Origin of the sequence: Leptolyngbya sp. FACHB-60, from assembly GCF_014695775.1 — a bacterium.
In the GTDB taxonomy this organism is placed as follows: Bacteria; Cyanobacteriota; Cyanobacteriia; order Phormidesmidales; family Phormidesmidaceae; genus Nodosilinea.
The window spans coordinates 21,333-35,412 of the sequence record NZ_JACJOX010000050.1; the positions used below are offsets into that span (position 1 = coordinate 21,333).

General features: G+C 53.6%; 14 protein-coding genes. 7 read left to right on the plus strand and 7 right to left on the minus strand.

Annotated features, from left to right (window positions below; genetic code table 11):
• Positions 1-262: 262 nt before the first annotated feature.
• Together H6F57_RS19205 and H6F57_RS19210 are read right to left on the minus strand one after the other, a co-directional pair.
• The gene (locus H6F57_RS19205; RefSeq protein WP_190626628.1) at positions 263-508 is read right to left on the minus strand and encodes a hypothetical protein; all 246 of its coding nucleotides are present in this window, start codon (positions 506-508) and stop codon (positions 263-265) included.
• Between the two features lie 760 nt (positions 509-1,268).
• A complete protein-coding gene (locus H6F57_RS19210) occupies positions 1,269-2,054 on the minus strand; it encodes an RNA polymerase sigma factor SigF (protein WP_190626630.1) in 786 nt (261 codons plus the stop codon).
• A gap of 336 nt (positions 2,055-2,390) precedes the next feature.
• On the opposite strand from H6F57_RS19210, the gene H6F57_RS19215 reads away from it, so the two are divergent.
• Positions 2,391-3,125 carry an HAD family phosphatase gene (locus tag H6F57_RS19215; RefSeq protein ID WP_190626632.1) on the plus strand — a complete coding sequence of 245 codons (735 nt, stop codon included), beginning with the start codon at positions 2,391-2,393 and terminating at the stop codon, positions 3,123-3,125.
• A gap of 115 nt (positions 3,126-3,240) precedes the next feature.
• Positions 3,241-3,900, plus strand: a complete 660-nt coding sequence (locus H6F57_RS19220; RefSeq protein WP_190626634.1) for an NAD(P)H-dependent oxidoreductase — start codon at positions 3,241-3,243, stop codon at positions 3,898-3,900.
• A gap of 17 nt (positions 3,901-3,917) precedes the next feature.
• On the opposite strand, the gene H6F57_RS19225 is transcribed toward H6F57_RS19220, so the two are convergent.
• The 4 genes from H6F57_RS19225 to H6F57_RS19240 all read right to left on the minus strand — a co-directional run bounded on the left by H6F57_RS19225 (position 3,918) and on the right by H6F57_RS19240 (position 6,394).
• Complete coding sequence (locus H6F57_RS19225; RefSeq protein WP_190626636.1) at positions 3,918-4,481, minus strand: NUDIX hydrolase; 564 nt, start codon at positions 4,479-4,481, stop codon at positions 3,918-3,920.
• A 62-nt stretch (positions 4,482-4,543) separates the two neighbouring features.
• Entirely contained in the window at positions 4,544-5,047 is a 504-nt protein-coding gene (gene folK / locus H6F57_RS19230; RefSeq protein ID WP_190626637.1) for a 2-amino-4-hydroxy-6-hydroxymethyldihydropteridine diphosphokinase, read from the minus strand.
• A 3-nt stretch (positions 5,048-5,050) separates the two neighbouring features.
• Entirely contained in the window at positions 5,051-5,371 is a 321-nt protein-coding gene (gene trxA, locus H6F57_RS19235; RefSeq protein WP_190626639.1) for a thioredoxin, read from the minus strand.
• A 162-nt stretch (positions 5,372-5,533) separates the two neighbouring features.
• A complete protein-coding gene (locus H6F57_RS19240; RefSeq protein WP_190626641.1) occupies positions 5,534-6,394 on the minus strand; it encodes an alpha/beta fold hydrolase in 861 nt (286 codons plus the stop codon).
• Between the two features lie 188 nt (positions 6,395-6,582).
• Between H6F57_RS19240 and H6F57_RS19245 the strand changes: the two genes are divergently transcribed.
• The 5 genes from H6F57_RS19245 (at position 6,583) to H6F57_RS19265 (ending at position 12,820) form a co-directional block, all read left to right on the plus strand.
• Positions 6,583-7,362, plus strand: coding sequence for a DUF1350 family protein (locus H6F57_RS19245; RefSeq protein ID WP_190626643.1), 780 nt, complete (start codon positions 6,583-6,585; stop codon positions 7,360-7,362).
• 87 nt (positions 7,363-7,449) lie between these two features.
• Positions 7,450-7,875 (plus strand): anti-sigma regulatory factor, encoded by a 426-nt coding sequence (locus H6F57_RS19250; RefSeq protein WP_190626644.1) that lies wholly within the window; start codon positions 7,450-7,452, stop codon positions 7,873-7,875.
• A 26-nt stretch (positions 7,876-7,901) separates the two neighbouring features.
• Complete coding sequence (locus H6F57_RS19255) at positions 7,902-8,720, plus strand: TIGR00297 family protein (RefSeq protein WP_190626646.1); 819 nt, start codon at positions 7,902-7,904, stop codon at positions 8,718-8,720.
• A gap of 900 nt (positions 8,721-9,620) precedes the next feature.
• A complete protein-coding gene (locus H6F57_RS19260) occupies positions 9,621-12,167 on the plus strand; it encodes an EAL domain-containing protein (RefSeq protein WP_190626647.1) in 2,547 nt (848 codons plus the stop codon).
• A 284-nt stretch (positions 12,168-12,451) separates the two neighbouring features.
• The gene (locus H6F57_RS19265) at positions 12,452-12,820 is read left to right on the plus strand and encodes a thioredoxin domain-containing protein (RefSeq protein ID WP_190626648.1); all 369 of its coding nucleotides are present in this window, start codon (positions 12,452-12,454) and stop codon (positions 12,818-12,820) included.
• A 61-nt stretch (positions 12,821-12,881) separates the two neighbouring features.
• On the opposite strand, the gene ribD is transcribed toward H6F57_RS19265, so the two are convergent.
• Positions 12,882-13,979, minus strand: a complete 1,098-nt coding sequence (ribD, locus tag H6F57_RS19270; RefSeq protein ID WP_313933590.1) for a bifunctional diaminohydroxyphosphoribosylaminopyrimidine deaminase/5-amino-6-(5-phosphoribosylamino)uracil reductase RibD — start codon at positions 13,977-13,979, stop codon at positions 12,882-12,884.
• Between the last annotated feature and the right edge of the window lie 101 nt (positions 13,980-14,080).

Here is a 14,080-nt window from a genome sequence, read left to right on the forward strand (position 1 = left end):
AACTGAATTTGAAACGCAATGTCAAATCCATGTCATAAGTTTTCCTTTTACTTAGTGCGCCCCAGCATATCCCTGGCTAATGCAAATCGCGATCCCAGACTTTTCTCAATGCTCCACGTCGTTTATAAAGATTGAGGGCAATAAGATTGTTGATGCCGCACCGCTGCAACCGTTAACCGAGCTGCGATCGCTCCCGTTAAGCAACAATCTGGTCACGGATATTGCACCACTGACAAACCTAGGCGAACTCGAAGAGTTGCTGCTAATCAACCCACATTTCGGGGGGAGTTGTTGCTGGCCCATAAGGTGTGGACGGATTAGTACTGGCGAGGTTGAACCACCCCACCGCCAGTAGGAGACCGCACCCACAGCCCAACAAAAAAGTCCAGGCGTGAGACGAATCGAGCACGCAGAGCAGGCGGCGATCGCCGCTATATACCTGCACTAGCCAGCCTTCGCTGGTGTTGTCAAATTTGGTTCGCAGTTTAGTTGAGTCAAACTTGTTCATGGTGTCCGCTCCATGCTGATTGAGTGTGTGTGGCGGTGGCGGGCCAGTGCCCGCCGCTACGAAAACACCTGTTAGAAATTCACCTGTGAATAGAGAGTCTCTCAAGGAGAGACTGGGTCGCTCAAACCTGGATATACATATCCAACAGAAGATAGAAGTCTATGCTTCGATTCTGAACGATACCTTTAAGTCTATAGCTAGATTTGCTGGTTGAAGGGTGGTCATCGCGCCAAAAGGATAAGTGTTTTTTATAAAATGCTTCCGATAATTTGAGCTATTGCAGCAGTTGATTTAGTTAGGAGACTCGAAACCCCAGCAATTCTCATTTTGGCAAGAAGCTGTTCCAGCATTAGGGGCCATGGTCTTGTACCCCCCGAGAGACACCCACACCGCCCAAGAGGCCAGCGAACAAGTCGTGCAGAGTTTTCATGAGCATTAGCAACGCATCGTGTGGTTTCCGGCAACCTCAAAGCAACAGAGAGACCGGAGGCAACACCTGCCGAAACCATGCGATCGCCCTTAGAGCTATTTATGGTGACTAAGGCTTTGCCAGGGAACCGCATCCAGACTCTTTAGAGCCCGGCGGGCTCCAATTAGGCGTAGATACTTTTTTGTGCAAAGCTGAGAACTATACAGTGCAGAAGTTTGGGGATTGTGTAGGAGGCAAAAAAATGGACTTAAGCCATACACCCTAAACGGAAAAACCGCAGACAGTCTTGAATAGACTACCTGCGGCGATCGCTCTCGTAACAGCTCTAAACTAGGGATCTACGCCAAGCTCCTGAGGTTGCAGGTAAGCAATCATTTCGTCTACACCGCGCTGAATGCGACGGGTAACGGTCATGGGGCTGACACCAATTTTCTCAGCTACTTCTTTACGGGACAGGCCTTTGAAGAACACAAACTCAATAGCAGTGCGGGTTTTGGACTCAAGCTGGTTCAACGCCCGCTGAATCTGTTGACGATCTTCTTCCAAAGCCTGCATGAGTTGATAGTGAGAGTCAGGCAGGGTTTCACCAAGGGTGATGTTCGAGTCAACCTGCTGGCAGACAGTAGCGTCAAGGCTAAGGGGAAGGCGATTTTTGTGAGCCATCTTAACTTCGCGCCATTCCTTGACCGGTACACCCAGCGCTTCAGCCATTTCGCTATCACTGGGGTTGCGGCCTAAGGAGCGCATCAGCTCCATTTGAAGTTTTTGAGACTCTTTTTGTAGATCTTGCCAGCGGCGGGGAATCTTAACTGTAGTACCGCGATCGCGCAGGAAGTGCAGCATCTCACCGCGAATATAAGGTACAGCAAAGGAGCTAAAGGCGCAGCCCTGACCAGGGTTAAACCGCTCAATGGCACGAATCAAGCCGATGTAGCCAATCTGCTCAAGATCTTCGTAGGGCTCAGAACACTGATGGCTGACGCGGTGAGCAATTTTGCGCACTAGTCCAGCATTGAGTTGCACCAGCTTGTTACGCAGTTGTACAGAGGGAGACTGCTTGTACTGCATCAGCAGTTCCATGCCACGAGAGCGAATTGTCGAAGTTTGAGTAGCCATATCTGCGGGTGTCCTTACGAGAGCGGGTTCGCTGAGAACTGTCCTTATTCTCGGGATTGACACCGATATTCACCATAGTTGATCCACGGTACTCTAGCGGAGGGTAAGCGCTTATCTACGTAGTTTTACGGGACAAGGGTCTGTCGTCTGAAGCGCTGCTAAACGCCTCTAATCTAGAGATGATGTTTGGTTATCCTACCGAACTGAACTGACCCGCAAAACCCCAAACTCATTGATCTAGAAGGCCGGAAGAGCGTTCTTTAGAGGCCAAAACCGGGCTAAGCTAAAGGCTGCATCTTAGGCATTACATCTCTTAATATCCTTCCGACTAGATCAATGGCTCTTAAGGCAGTTTTACTCGACTTTAACGGTGTCGTGATTAACGATGAAGCCATCCACGGGCGGTTGATTGAGGAGTTGCTCCTAGAAGAAAATCTTCGACCTAACCCCCAGGACTTGGCGGAATATTGCCTGGGTCGCTCTGATGCTGCTTGTCTCAGTGAGCTACTTACTCGTCAAGGACGAGTAATACCTGAGGGGTACTTAGAAAAACTGCTTGACCGTAAAGCTACCCGCTATCGAGAAGTGCTGACCACATTGGATCAACTGCCGCTATATCCAGGTCTTGACGATTTGGTTTACCAAATCAGGGCAGCACAGCTCAAACTGGCGATTGTATCTGGAGCACGACGCGAGGAAATTGAAGCTGTACTAGCACAGACGGCCTGGGGCAATTATGTGGAGCTGATTATTTCGTCAGATGATCTGACTATCGGGGTCAGTAAGCCCGCCCCAGATAGCTATTTACTTGCCATTGAGCGCCTCAATCAGCAGTTCACCGACCTAGCTCTACAGCCGACAGATTGCTTAGCCATAGAAGATTCCTTCGCTGGTATTGAGGCTGCTAAACGGGCAGGAGTGCCCGTACTGGGCGTGGCCCATGTCTACCCCTACCAGATGATTCACCGTCGAGCTACATGGGCGATCGATCATCTCTACGAGCTGAGCCTAGACTGGCTCAAACCCTACTACGAATCTGGACCTGGCAGATCTGAACGGGTTTCAGCTTAGACAAGCGTTAACGCAGTGGGTAGCTGCGTGGCTTAGCATGCCATACAGGAACGTTATCCACAAAGCCCTATCGTTCTTACCTTGAGTCTGCTGTTACTGCACTTCCACAACCGCTATGCCCCATTCACTTACTACCCCTGATCAAGTTATTCAGCAGCTGAACTGGCGCTATGCTACCAAGCAGTTCGACCCAGGCCGCAAAATCTCTGATGCTACGTGGGCGGTTCTGGAGCAGAGTCTTGTGCTGTCTCCATCCTCTTTTGGGCTGCAACCCTGGAAGTTTTTTGTGGTGAGAAACCCTGCTCTGCGGCAGCAGCTGAGAGAACATGCTTGGGGCCAGGCCCAAGTCACTGATGCCTCTCACCTGGTGGTGCTGGCCATCAAAAAAGATGTGGGTACTACGGAAGTTGACCAGTTCGTAGAGCGCATGACAACGGTGCGCCAGGTGCCTACCGAAACGCTCGATGGATATAGCAACATGGTCAAGGGATTTTTGGCAGAGCCTCCTTACCCGATTACGATGGACAATTGGGCAACTCGACAGGTCTATGTTGCTTTAGGGTTTTTAATGTACTCTGCGGCCATGCTAGGGGTTGATACTTGCCCAATGGAGGGCTTTGAGCAGGACAAGTTTAATAAGTTGCTGCAACTACCTGAGCAGGGTTATTCAGCCGTGGTGCTATGCGCAGTAGGTTATCGTGCCGACGATGATAAGTATGCCGCCCTACCCAAGGTACGCTACGCCACTGAAACTGTAGTGGGATACTACGACTAGCGGTGTTTTAGGCTAACTTATAGAGCTGCCAGCTTCTCCAAGTAGGGTTTTGCCAGGTAGAAGCTGGCGATAGACTTAGCGTCTACCGCTTCCCCGGCCAAAATGGCTTTCTCAAACTGGGCAGGGGTAAACCGTACGACTTCGATATCTTCATCGGCATCGGCGTCGGGAGGCACTTCGATGGCATCTAGGTCAGTGGCTAGAAAGGCATAGATAATTTCGTCTGAATAGCCAGGGGCCAAAGGAAAGTTGCCAATGGGTAGCCAGGTTTGAGCGCTGTGGCCAATTTCCTCTTGAATTTCTCGACGAATGGTGTCGGCAGGGGATTCGTCAGCCTCGATTGTGCCGGCTGGAAACTCTAGCAGCCGTCCAAGCACAGCAAAGCGATATTGGCGCACCATGATTAACTCACCATTGGCAGTTACAGGTACAGCTAAGGCCCCACCTGGATGGCGGATGCATTCCCAGTCGCCTTCTGCTCGGTTTGGCAGGCGTAGGCGGTTGACCTCGAAATTGAACTTGCGGCCCTCGTAAAATAAGCGCTGCTTGAGCAGTTGAGGAGGCTCTTGACCCAAAGGCATAGATGACGGATAAGAAAGGGCGCTGGCGGTCAACCCATTGTAGCCGGCTGAGAGTGAGTGGATTAGGCCGAGGCGCTAATTGGGCCAAGTGGCTGAACTCCAGTAGGGTCAACAGCCTGACATAGGGAGCGTATCGATTGACCACTGACAGGATCGCGCCAGTTGGGGGCAATTTCGGCTAGGGGGATGAGCACAAAGGCGCGCTCCCGCAGACGGGGGTGGGGAACATGCAGGGATGGTTCTGTGATGATCGACTGGCCATAGAACAGCAAATCGAGGTCAAGGGTGCGTGGGCCCCATCGCTCGTGACGCACTCGACCGAAGTGCTGTTCTATGGCTAGTAGCTGATTGAGTAGGTCTTGGGCTGATAGGGGAGTCTCGAGTAGGGCGCAGGCATTTAGAACGTCAGGCTGAGGGGGGCCAATAGCGACGGTTTTGTAGAGGCTTGACTGCGCTATCACTTCTATATCAGGACAGTGAGCTAGGGTCGTTAACGCCTGCTGCAAAGTTTTTCGGGAGTTGCCCACGTTGCTGCCTAGGGCGATCGCACAGGGTACAACAGTCATGCCCTAGCCCAGATGAGGCTGAAGCCGTGCCACTAGCTGGTCGGCTGGCAGTACGCCTTCGATGCGATCTATAGGCTGCCCGGCTTTAAATAACACCAGTGTAGGAAGGGCCGCAATACGGTGCTGAGAGGCAATTTGCGGATACTTATCGGTGTCGATTTTGACGATTTTGAGCTGTCCTTTAAGCTGGCTGCTGACGGTGGTTAGAATGCCTGCCATCATCTGACAGGGACCACACCAGGTGGCATAGAAATCAACTAGCACTGGGCCTGAAGATCCGGCCAGTAGGTCTTCAAAGCTCTGAAATTGCTGTTTGACCGCCATCGCGTACTCCTTTGGTAAACCCCTATGGCCTAAGCAACAGCATTGCCCATTTGTTTGGGATAAGCTACTGCTTTAGGCATTATTTTATTGTTCTAAGCCGTTATCGACTGAGCTGGGCTGCGGGGAAGGATGGGTAACATTAGCTGGGCCGTTCAAACTCGGCTACACGGCCATCTGACGCAGGAAGGTATCGAGGGCGGCGGCGACTTTCTCGGCCCAGTCTTCTTGAGCATAGTGACCCACTTCTTCTAAGGTTTGGAGTTCACCGCTGGGAAGGGTTTGAACAGCGGTCTCTGCCAGACTAACTGGCAGCCAGGGATCCTTTTGACCCCACAACACTAGAGTGGGGTGATCCCAGGTAGGCAGGGCAGCGGCGATCGCCTGGCTGCTGGCTTCAATATCCATGCGGCGCACCGTGGTCATCAGTGCCCGCCCCACATCAGAACTTTTTAGAAATGGGCGGCGATATACGTCTAGGTCGGCGTCGTCGATTTGGTAGGGGCCACCGCCTTCCAGGGTGCGATCGACCAGAAGCGGGTCTTGGGTGATCATATCTCCGGCCAGGGGCAAACCCATCTGGCGAATCTTCCAGGGGAGTTTGGCACCAGGGCCAATGGGAGCGTTGATCATCACCAGGCGATCGACCCGCTCAGGATGCTGAAGAGCGTACTGAATGCCAACGGAACCAAGAAATCCTTGGGCCACCAGATGCACCTGGGGTAGCTCTAGGGCGTCGATAAAACTACCCAGGGCCGCGGCCAAGGCAGCGGGGGTGTAGTCAAAGTCGCGGCGATCGGGCTTATCGGAGAAACCATGGCCAAGCCAGTCGGGGGCGATCGCTCGAAATCCTCGCTGGGCCAGGGTAGGCATGACCTGTCGCCAGCTATAGCTTTGCGATACCAGACCGTGGAGCAGCAGCACCGGCAGCCGAGAGGAGTCGCCCAGGGGCTGAAGGTCACGGTAAAACCAGGTCAACCCGTTGACCGACACCGTGCGCTCTGCGATCGCAGCATCTTGACTCATAGCCTTTCCTTAACCCAGCCCACCGAGCTTACCGCTCCACGGAATGGGAACGCAACAGCGGTAACTTAGCCAGTCCAATCTCCCCAGCTTAACTGTGGTGGTACCGTCACTGCCCCAAACTGGCTACAGTAATCAATAGGGGGGATCCTCCTCTACTGTAATTTTGGGCAAAGGCACTACAAAGCACAATGAACTGGCAAGAGGTCTCTGGCAACTGGATTTTAGTGCCGCCTAACCCCACGGCGATCGTGCATTTTTTGGGGGGAGCATTTGTGGCAGCTGCCCCCAGCGTCACTTACCAATGGCTGCTAGAAAATCTGGCTCGACAGGGTTATCTGGTGGTAGCAACGCCATTTATCAATACCTTTGACCATGCGGCCATCGCCCAGGAAGTGCTGGTCACCTTCGATCAAGCGCTGCGGTATCTCGACAAGCGAGGGCTGGCTAACTACCGAATGCCTATTTACGGCTTAGGGCACAGCATGGGCTGCAAAGTTCATCTGCTAATCAATAGCCTGTGGCAGGTGGAGCGGGCTGGCAATATCTATATGAGTTTTAATAACTACCCAGCCCGGCGATCGATTCCCTTTTTAGAGCAGGTGGTGCAGTTTAACCCGGCCTTCAATGTGGAATTTACCCCCGACCCTGAGGCTACTCTGGGGTTGGTGCGCGATCGCTATCCCGTATCCCACAATCTACTCATTAAATTCCGCAGCGATACCATCGATCAAACCCGCCCCCTGTCGGAGGTGCTGGTGCGGCGGTTTCCCGAGTCCACTACCGTTCAAATTTTGCAGGGTTCTCACACCACACCTATTGCCCAAGAGTTGGGCTGGCAGCCAGGAGCAGCCTTCAGCCCCCTTGATGCTTTGGGGCAATTTATGCGCCAGGAGTTTTATCGAGACCTCACTCACCTACGCCACCATCTGCTGACCTGGCTCAATCCCCTAACGGTGATGGGGCGATAGGCGATGTAAAACTCTTGCCCTTAAGGCTTTTGCCAGGGTGGGGTTAGGCCTATGATGCAAAGGTGAGCTATCTAGCCGTTGCCTGTTTTGACTTACCAGCACACTAGCCAGATTGAAACCCAAACCGACCCAACGGCGCTAAAGTCGGTCTTAGCGTGGTTTGACCAGTTTCAGACAACGCCTATTCCCCACAACATTTGGCTTCAGTGTCAGCTTGCTCTGATTGAAGGGTTCACCAATGCGGTACGCCATGCCCATGCCGGGCTGCCCTTAGAAACTCCTGTTGGCATCGAAGTATCGGTGAGCGATCGCACCATCGACATTCGCATTTGGGATCGCGGCCCTGGCTTTGATCTAGCCTCAATGCTGAGGCACAAAATTAGCGTCAACAACCCTGACTCAGAGGGAGGACGGGGACTAAAAATCATGTACCTCGTTGCCGATCGCCTCACCTATGAACCAGCCCCCGACCAGGGGAACTGCCTGCACCTGCACAAGACCTTTGCCCTATAGAGCAAGAATGCCTCTAAAGTGACGCTATGGCTTTATCTGCGGTTTTCTCGGCGCTAACTCCATCTATTCAAGGCTCTGGGCAGCTAACTGACTGGCTCATAGGCGGGCTGGTAAATACCCTACTGCTGGCGATCGCCTGGAAACTGCCCAAAAAGCTGCTAACTCCAGCCGGCTACGGCCATGCTTGGGCACTGGGGGTGATTGTTTGGGGCTGTCTAGGTTGGCGTGGCTATGCCGTGATGATGGCTTACTTTCTGGCTGGAACAGCGGTTACCCGCTTGGGTAAAGGCCGTAAGGAAGCAGCCGGAATTGCCGAAGGGCGATCGGGGGTCAGGGGGCCAGAGAATGTCTGGGGCTCTGCCCTAGCAGCAGCAGTCTGTGCCGGAGCGATCGCTATCCTTCGAGCAACCACTAGCCCCACCAGCCAAGCCCTCTGGCTGCCATTGCTGGCGCTGGCCTACGTCAGCAGCCTCAGCACCAAACTCTCCGACACCACCGCCAGTGAGGTGGGCAAAGCCTACGGCCGACACACCTTTCTGATCACCTCGCTCAAGCCCGTCCCAGCTGGGACCGAAGGGGCCGTTAGCCTAGAGGGCACCTTGGCTGGAGTAGCAGGGTCGGTGGTGATGGCCCTAGCAGGCTGGGCCGTCGGGCTCATTAACCTCTGGGGCATCGTCATTTGTCTGGTGGCGGCCTTTGTGGCAACCACTTTAGAAAGCCTCATTGGAGCCACGCTGCAAACCCGCATACCGTGGCTAACCAACGAGGTCGTCAATGGCATGAACACGACTATCGGCGCCCTGATTGGACTTTTACTGGGTCTAGCAGTGGCACAAATGAACTAGTGAAGGCGATCGCGACTCGAATTCCGTAGGTTTACAGATGACTGGTTCAAACTTTTGTTGGGGCCACTAGCTCAAGACACTAGCTCTCCCACTGGAATTTACCGGAATCCGGAAAGTTTTAGGAAATTTTATACAATCCTCACAAACCTTTGCCTTGGGTTTAGAAAAGTTCCGTAAATTTTCGTAATCCTAAGTTCCGTGGGTCCTCCGTCGATGGTCATCACTAGCTTCAGCCTTAATAGATTTAGGCTTCGCTACTTTGTAGAGTAGGCCTGGGTCGCAAATGTTGTTTAGGGAGCGTCTACCCTCAGGTCAAATTTATTTACTTGAGGACACAACGATAACTGTTATGCAAACTTCGCTAAAGTACACGGTTCGTTCTCACCCTCCGGTTCTTACTATTGGAATACTATCGCTAGCTATATTGATCATTTTGCAGGCCTTTGGCACAGGGTCAGTGGCGAGCGCCAACAGCCGAGACGAATTCCCTGGCCGACGCCAGGGCGGTGGCACTCACTGGGTAACTCCCCTTCAACCTAGTAGCCACTAGTACAGAACAATTGCCCCATGCCGTCCTCAGCAGCGGCAGCGGTGCACTATCAGTAGAGATATCGAAACCTAAATGTCAACCCAAGGCGGCAGTTCCAAAGCTAGGAGCAGCCGCCTTTAGCTTGTATTACGAAAGCCAAAGCCAGCATCGTTGCCAGCCTCAGCTGTTAGGCTACAGGGACAGATGCACACGAGGCTAGCAACTACCTGGAGAGAGTTGCACAACTCCATCTGGGCATGCTTAACAAATGTCCTTTGCCTCGGTCAACGTTTCAACAAGGTTAGGGGACTGGGTGTGCTACCTGAGACATTCTTCGTTATTTAGTTTCTGTCTTCAAAGGCCCAGCGATTGTGAAAGCGACGCTCAACAGAATAAACCACCGGCTGTGGCGCCGGGTGGTTCCCCAGGTGCTCCACTGGTGGGGAGCAACCCCCCTGACCACCGGAGGCAAAATTGTGCTGTTGGCCAGTTTGGTGGCCAGCGCCCTAGTGACCAGCGCCAAAGTATTGACTGTTTTAGAACCAGCTGAATTCTTTCTCTTCGACCATCTGGTGCGGTTGCGCCCTAGCCAAGACCTTGAACCCCGTATGACGATTGTGGGCATTACTGAGGCAGACATTCGCCAGTACGGCTGGCCCCTCAACGACGACATATTAGCCGACGTCATTCAAACCCTTCAAGTTCATACCCCAAGGGTTATAGGGCTAGACCTCTACCGCAGCACGCTGCGTCCACCAGGGTCGGCTGATTTGGTTGAAGCCCTAGCTGCGCCCAACTTGATAGCCATTATGAATGTGGGCAGCACCCAGGGTCAGGGCGAAGTGCCGCCCCCACCTACCGTTGAGCCAGAGCGGATCGGCTTCAACGACTTTCCTACCGATTCTGACGGCATTATCCGCCGCAACTTGGTTTTTGTGGGCAGCCGCGACGGCGGCTACTATTCCTTCGCCCTGCGGGTGGTTATGGCCTATGAGGGCTATGCAACTGACGCTCTAAAGGCTGGGGCCAATCACCTCTATCTGGGCGATCGGGCGATTCCGGTGCTTTCGGGCCGAGATGGCGGTTATCAAGATGTAGACAGCAGCGGCTATCAAATTTTGCTGCGCTATCACACCGACCAAATGCCGGCCCGTCACCTCTCTATTAGTCAAGTGCTTAGCCAGCAGTTTGATCCAGCCTGGATTGACGACAACATTGTCCTCATCGGCACCACCGCCGCCAGCCTCAAAGACCGCTTCTACACCCCCTTCAGCTTCAATCAAGACAGTGAGTTAACCATGCCTGGGGTAGTCATCCACGGGCAGATGGTGCGCCAGCTGCTGGATGTTGTTACCGGACAGCCTGCTAGCTACCGATTCCTGCCCCCCTGGGCCGAAGGGCTATGGCTTTGGAGCTGGTGTTTAGCCGTCGGCACCCTAGTTTGGATCGTTAAGCGCCCTAGCGGGCTACTGCTATCCTGCGGCCTGCTCCTAGGAACCTTAGGCGGAATTGGCTGGCTAGGGGTCAATGGCTTAGTGTGGCTTCCCCTAGCCGAACCGACCCTGGGCATGACAACCACAGCAGCAGTGGTTTTAGCTTACAAGCTGCTCTACCGCACCACCCATGACTCCCTCACCGGTTTGCCCAACCGTGAAGCCTTTATCAATACTATTCAGCAGGCCCTCCACTACCGACAAAGTCCCGAACAGCCTGTGATAGTGGCATTTATGGGCGTCGATCGCTTTAAGGTAATCAACGAAAGTCTCGGTCACCAAGTGGGTGACGAGGTGCTGCAAATGATGGCTAAACGGCTGGGGCAGCACATACCCCCCGAGGCTCAAGTAGCCCGGGTTGGCGGCGATGAGTTTGCCCTCCTACTCACCCAGCTCTCTAGCACCGCTGCCGGAGAACTGATGGATAAACTTCAGTACGTCCTTTCAGAACCTCTCACCCTGCATGGCCAAAAATTGCCCAGCACCCTCAGCATTGGGGTGGCTATTAGCCAGCCAGGGTTAGAGCACAAACCAGCAGATTTGCTGCGCGACGCCCACACCGCCATGTACCGAGCCAAGGCCCTAGGCAAGTCGCGATTTGAGGTATTTGCTGCTGGCATGCTGACCGAAGCAGTCAACCGCCTTCAGCTCGAAAGCGACTTAATTAGTGCCATTGACAACCACGAGTTTTTGCTCTACTACCAGCCAATCATCAATCTCAAAACGGGAGCACTGGCTGGGTTTGAGGCTCTGGTGCGATGGCATCAGAAAGATCGCGGCTTTGTTCTGCCCAGTGCCTTCATTCCAGCGGCAGAAGAGACCGGGCTAATTATGACCCTAGGGCAGTGGATTTTCCGCGAGGCCTGTCAGCAACTGCACCAATGGCACACCTTGCTGCCTCACTATCGCCACCTGACTATGAGTATCAATCTCTCTAATCGTCAGTTTGGTCAAACCGATTTGATCAGTCAAATCGAAGTCGCTTTGAAAGAAACCCAGGTTGACGGCCACTGCATTCGGCTTGAAATTACCGAGAGCATGGTGATGGGCGATGTGGATGCTGCGATCGATCTGATGCTCAAGCTCAAGTCTTTAGACCTGAAGCTGGCCATTGATGACTTTGGGACCGGCTATTCGTCCCTTAGCTACCTGCACCGATTTCCTATGGATACTCTGAAGGTGGATAAATCTTTTGTAGGACGCTTGGAGAAAAGCAACGAAGATCGAGCCATCATCAACACTATTTTGGCTCTTGGGCAAAAACTTGGCATGGAAGTGGTGGCTGAGGGGGTAGAGACTGCTACCCAGGTTGCCATGCTACAGCAGGAGGGATGTGACTATGGTCAAGGCTACTTTTTTGCCAAACCTTTACCGGCTGCTGAGGCTTTGAACTTACTCCGGCAGCACCAGCCCCTCGGGTGCTAGATCTTCGAACTGAGGGTAAAACTACGTCCAGTATCTTGAACAGCGCGGCTACTTATGAGCGCTCCATGATGTAAATCAGCGGTAGCTTCCATTGCCAAAGCCCTATGTTAGGCTTTGGCACAATCCTTATTCTGACCTATTAACTTCCATTCTCAACTGGTCTACAATGATCCCGATAGCAACCGCATATTTCTCCCCCCAACTTCAACAAGCTCATATTTGTCCAGCGGTTCTGCTCAGGAATTGGCCTGGAGAGTTAGTTAAATTCCTTTATTAACTTATAGATGCCGATGTCTGTTGGCGAAGCCACGTTTAGAACAGCTGTGCTCGAGTCACAACTCCCCGTACTAGTTCATTTTTGGGCGCCTTGGTGCGGGCTCTGCAAGCTCATTATCCCAGTTCTGCAAAGCTTTCAGGCCGAGTGGGAGGGCCACGTCAAGCTGGTCGATATCAATGCCGATGAAAACCTACGTTTGGCCAACACCTACCGCCTCTCAAACCTGCCAACGCTGCTAATATTTGAGCAGGGTGAGGTGCGTCAGCGAGTAGATTCATTTCGCGGCAAAGACGATCTACGGCTGGTGCTTGAGGCCTCTATGCGCAACCGAGAGTTGATGTATGACATCCCTCGGCTTGTACGCATTTATCCCTAGCTCTCAATGCCTAGGCAGTAGCCCCATACAGCTGTAGCAGTCTGCTTCAATGTTGGCTATGCTAAGCGTCAGAGGGCAAGTCTAAATAGCCTTCTAACAGCAGGTCATCTCCTAGAAGACGCCAGGTAGTGCGACTCAAGGTTAAGGCTTGGCCCATATTTTGCAGGCCTAGGTCGCCGATGGGGCTTGGAGCAGCCACGCCGCCTATCAGCTTAGGGGCCACAAAGGCCCAAAGCTTGTCGATGACGCCATCCTGAATAGCCTGAGCCGCCAAGAAGCCTCCGCATTCCCACAGCACCGTTGCACAGCCGCGCTGGTAAAGCTGCTCGGTGACTGTCCGAGGGGTGAGTGCCGGTAGCACAACGACATCAACGCCTTCAGCGGCTAACGCTTGGTGACGGGCTGGGTCGGCCTCAGGTTCAGTAAAGACCGTGGTTGGTGCGGTTTCTGTGTGCCATAGATTAGCCGTAGGGGGAAGTTCGAGGCGGCGGCTCATAACGACACGCAGAGGGTTGTGGGAGCTATGACCATGGCTGGTCAATCGGGGATTGTCGTGGCGAACAGTGTTGCCACCAACGACTACCGCATCGCAGGTGGCACGTAGCTGATGCACGGCGGCGCGAGCTGTGGGCCCAGTGACCCAAGCACTATGGCCGCTGACAGCGGCAATTTTGCCGTCTAGGGTCATGGCATACTTCAGCAGACCTAGGGGGCGCTGGCGGGTTATTCGCTGCACAAAGGCTTCATTGAGCTGTCGGCAGGCGTCTTCTTCGACTCCAACTATGACCTCAAGACCGGCCTGGCGAAGTCGCTCGATGCCTGTGCCGGAGACTCTGGGATCGGGGTCAACCATACCCACCACCACCCGACTAATACCCGCTCGGATCACCGCTTCTGTGCAGGGAGGAGTGCGCCCGGTGTGATTACAGGGTTCTAGGTTGACATAGAGGGTGGCGTCTTGGGCACGGGCTCCGGCTTGGGCTAGGGCAAACACCTCGGCGTGGGGTTGCCCAGCCTTTGGATGAAAGCCTTCTCCAACCACTAAACCCTGCTGCAACACTGCGCACCCCACCATTGGATTGGGGGCTGTTTGGCCGACCGCGAGACGAGCCAGCTCTAGACAGCGCTGCATCCAGCGAGTGTGCTCGTCCCCGGGGATAGACGAGCCAGTAGAAGTAAGGGATGAATTGAGCACGGGAAACTCCTAGACCACAGGGCCATGGATAGATTGGGCAGGGGCAGCGATCGCCCTTTGGACAG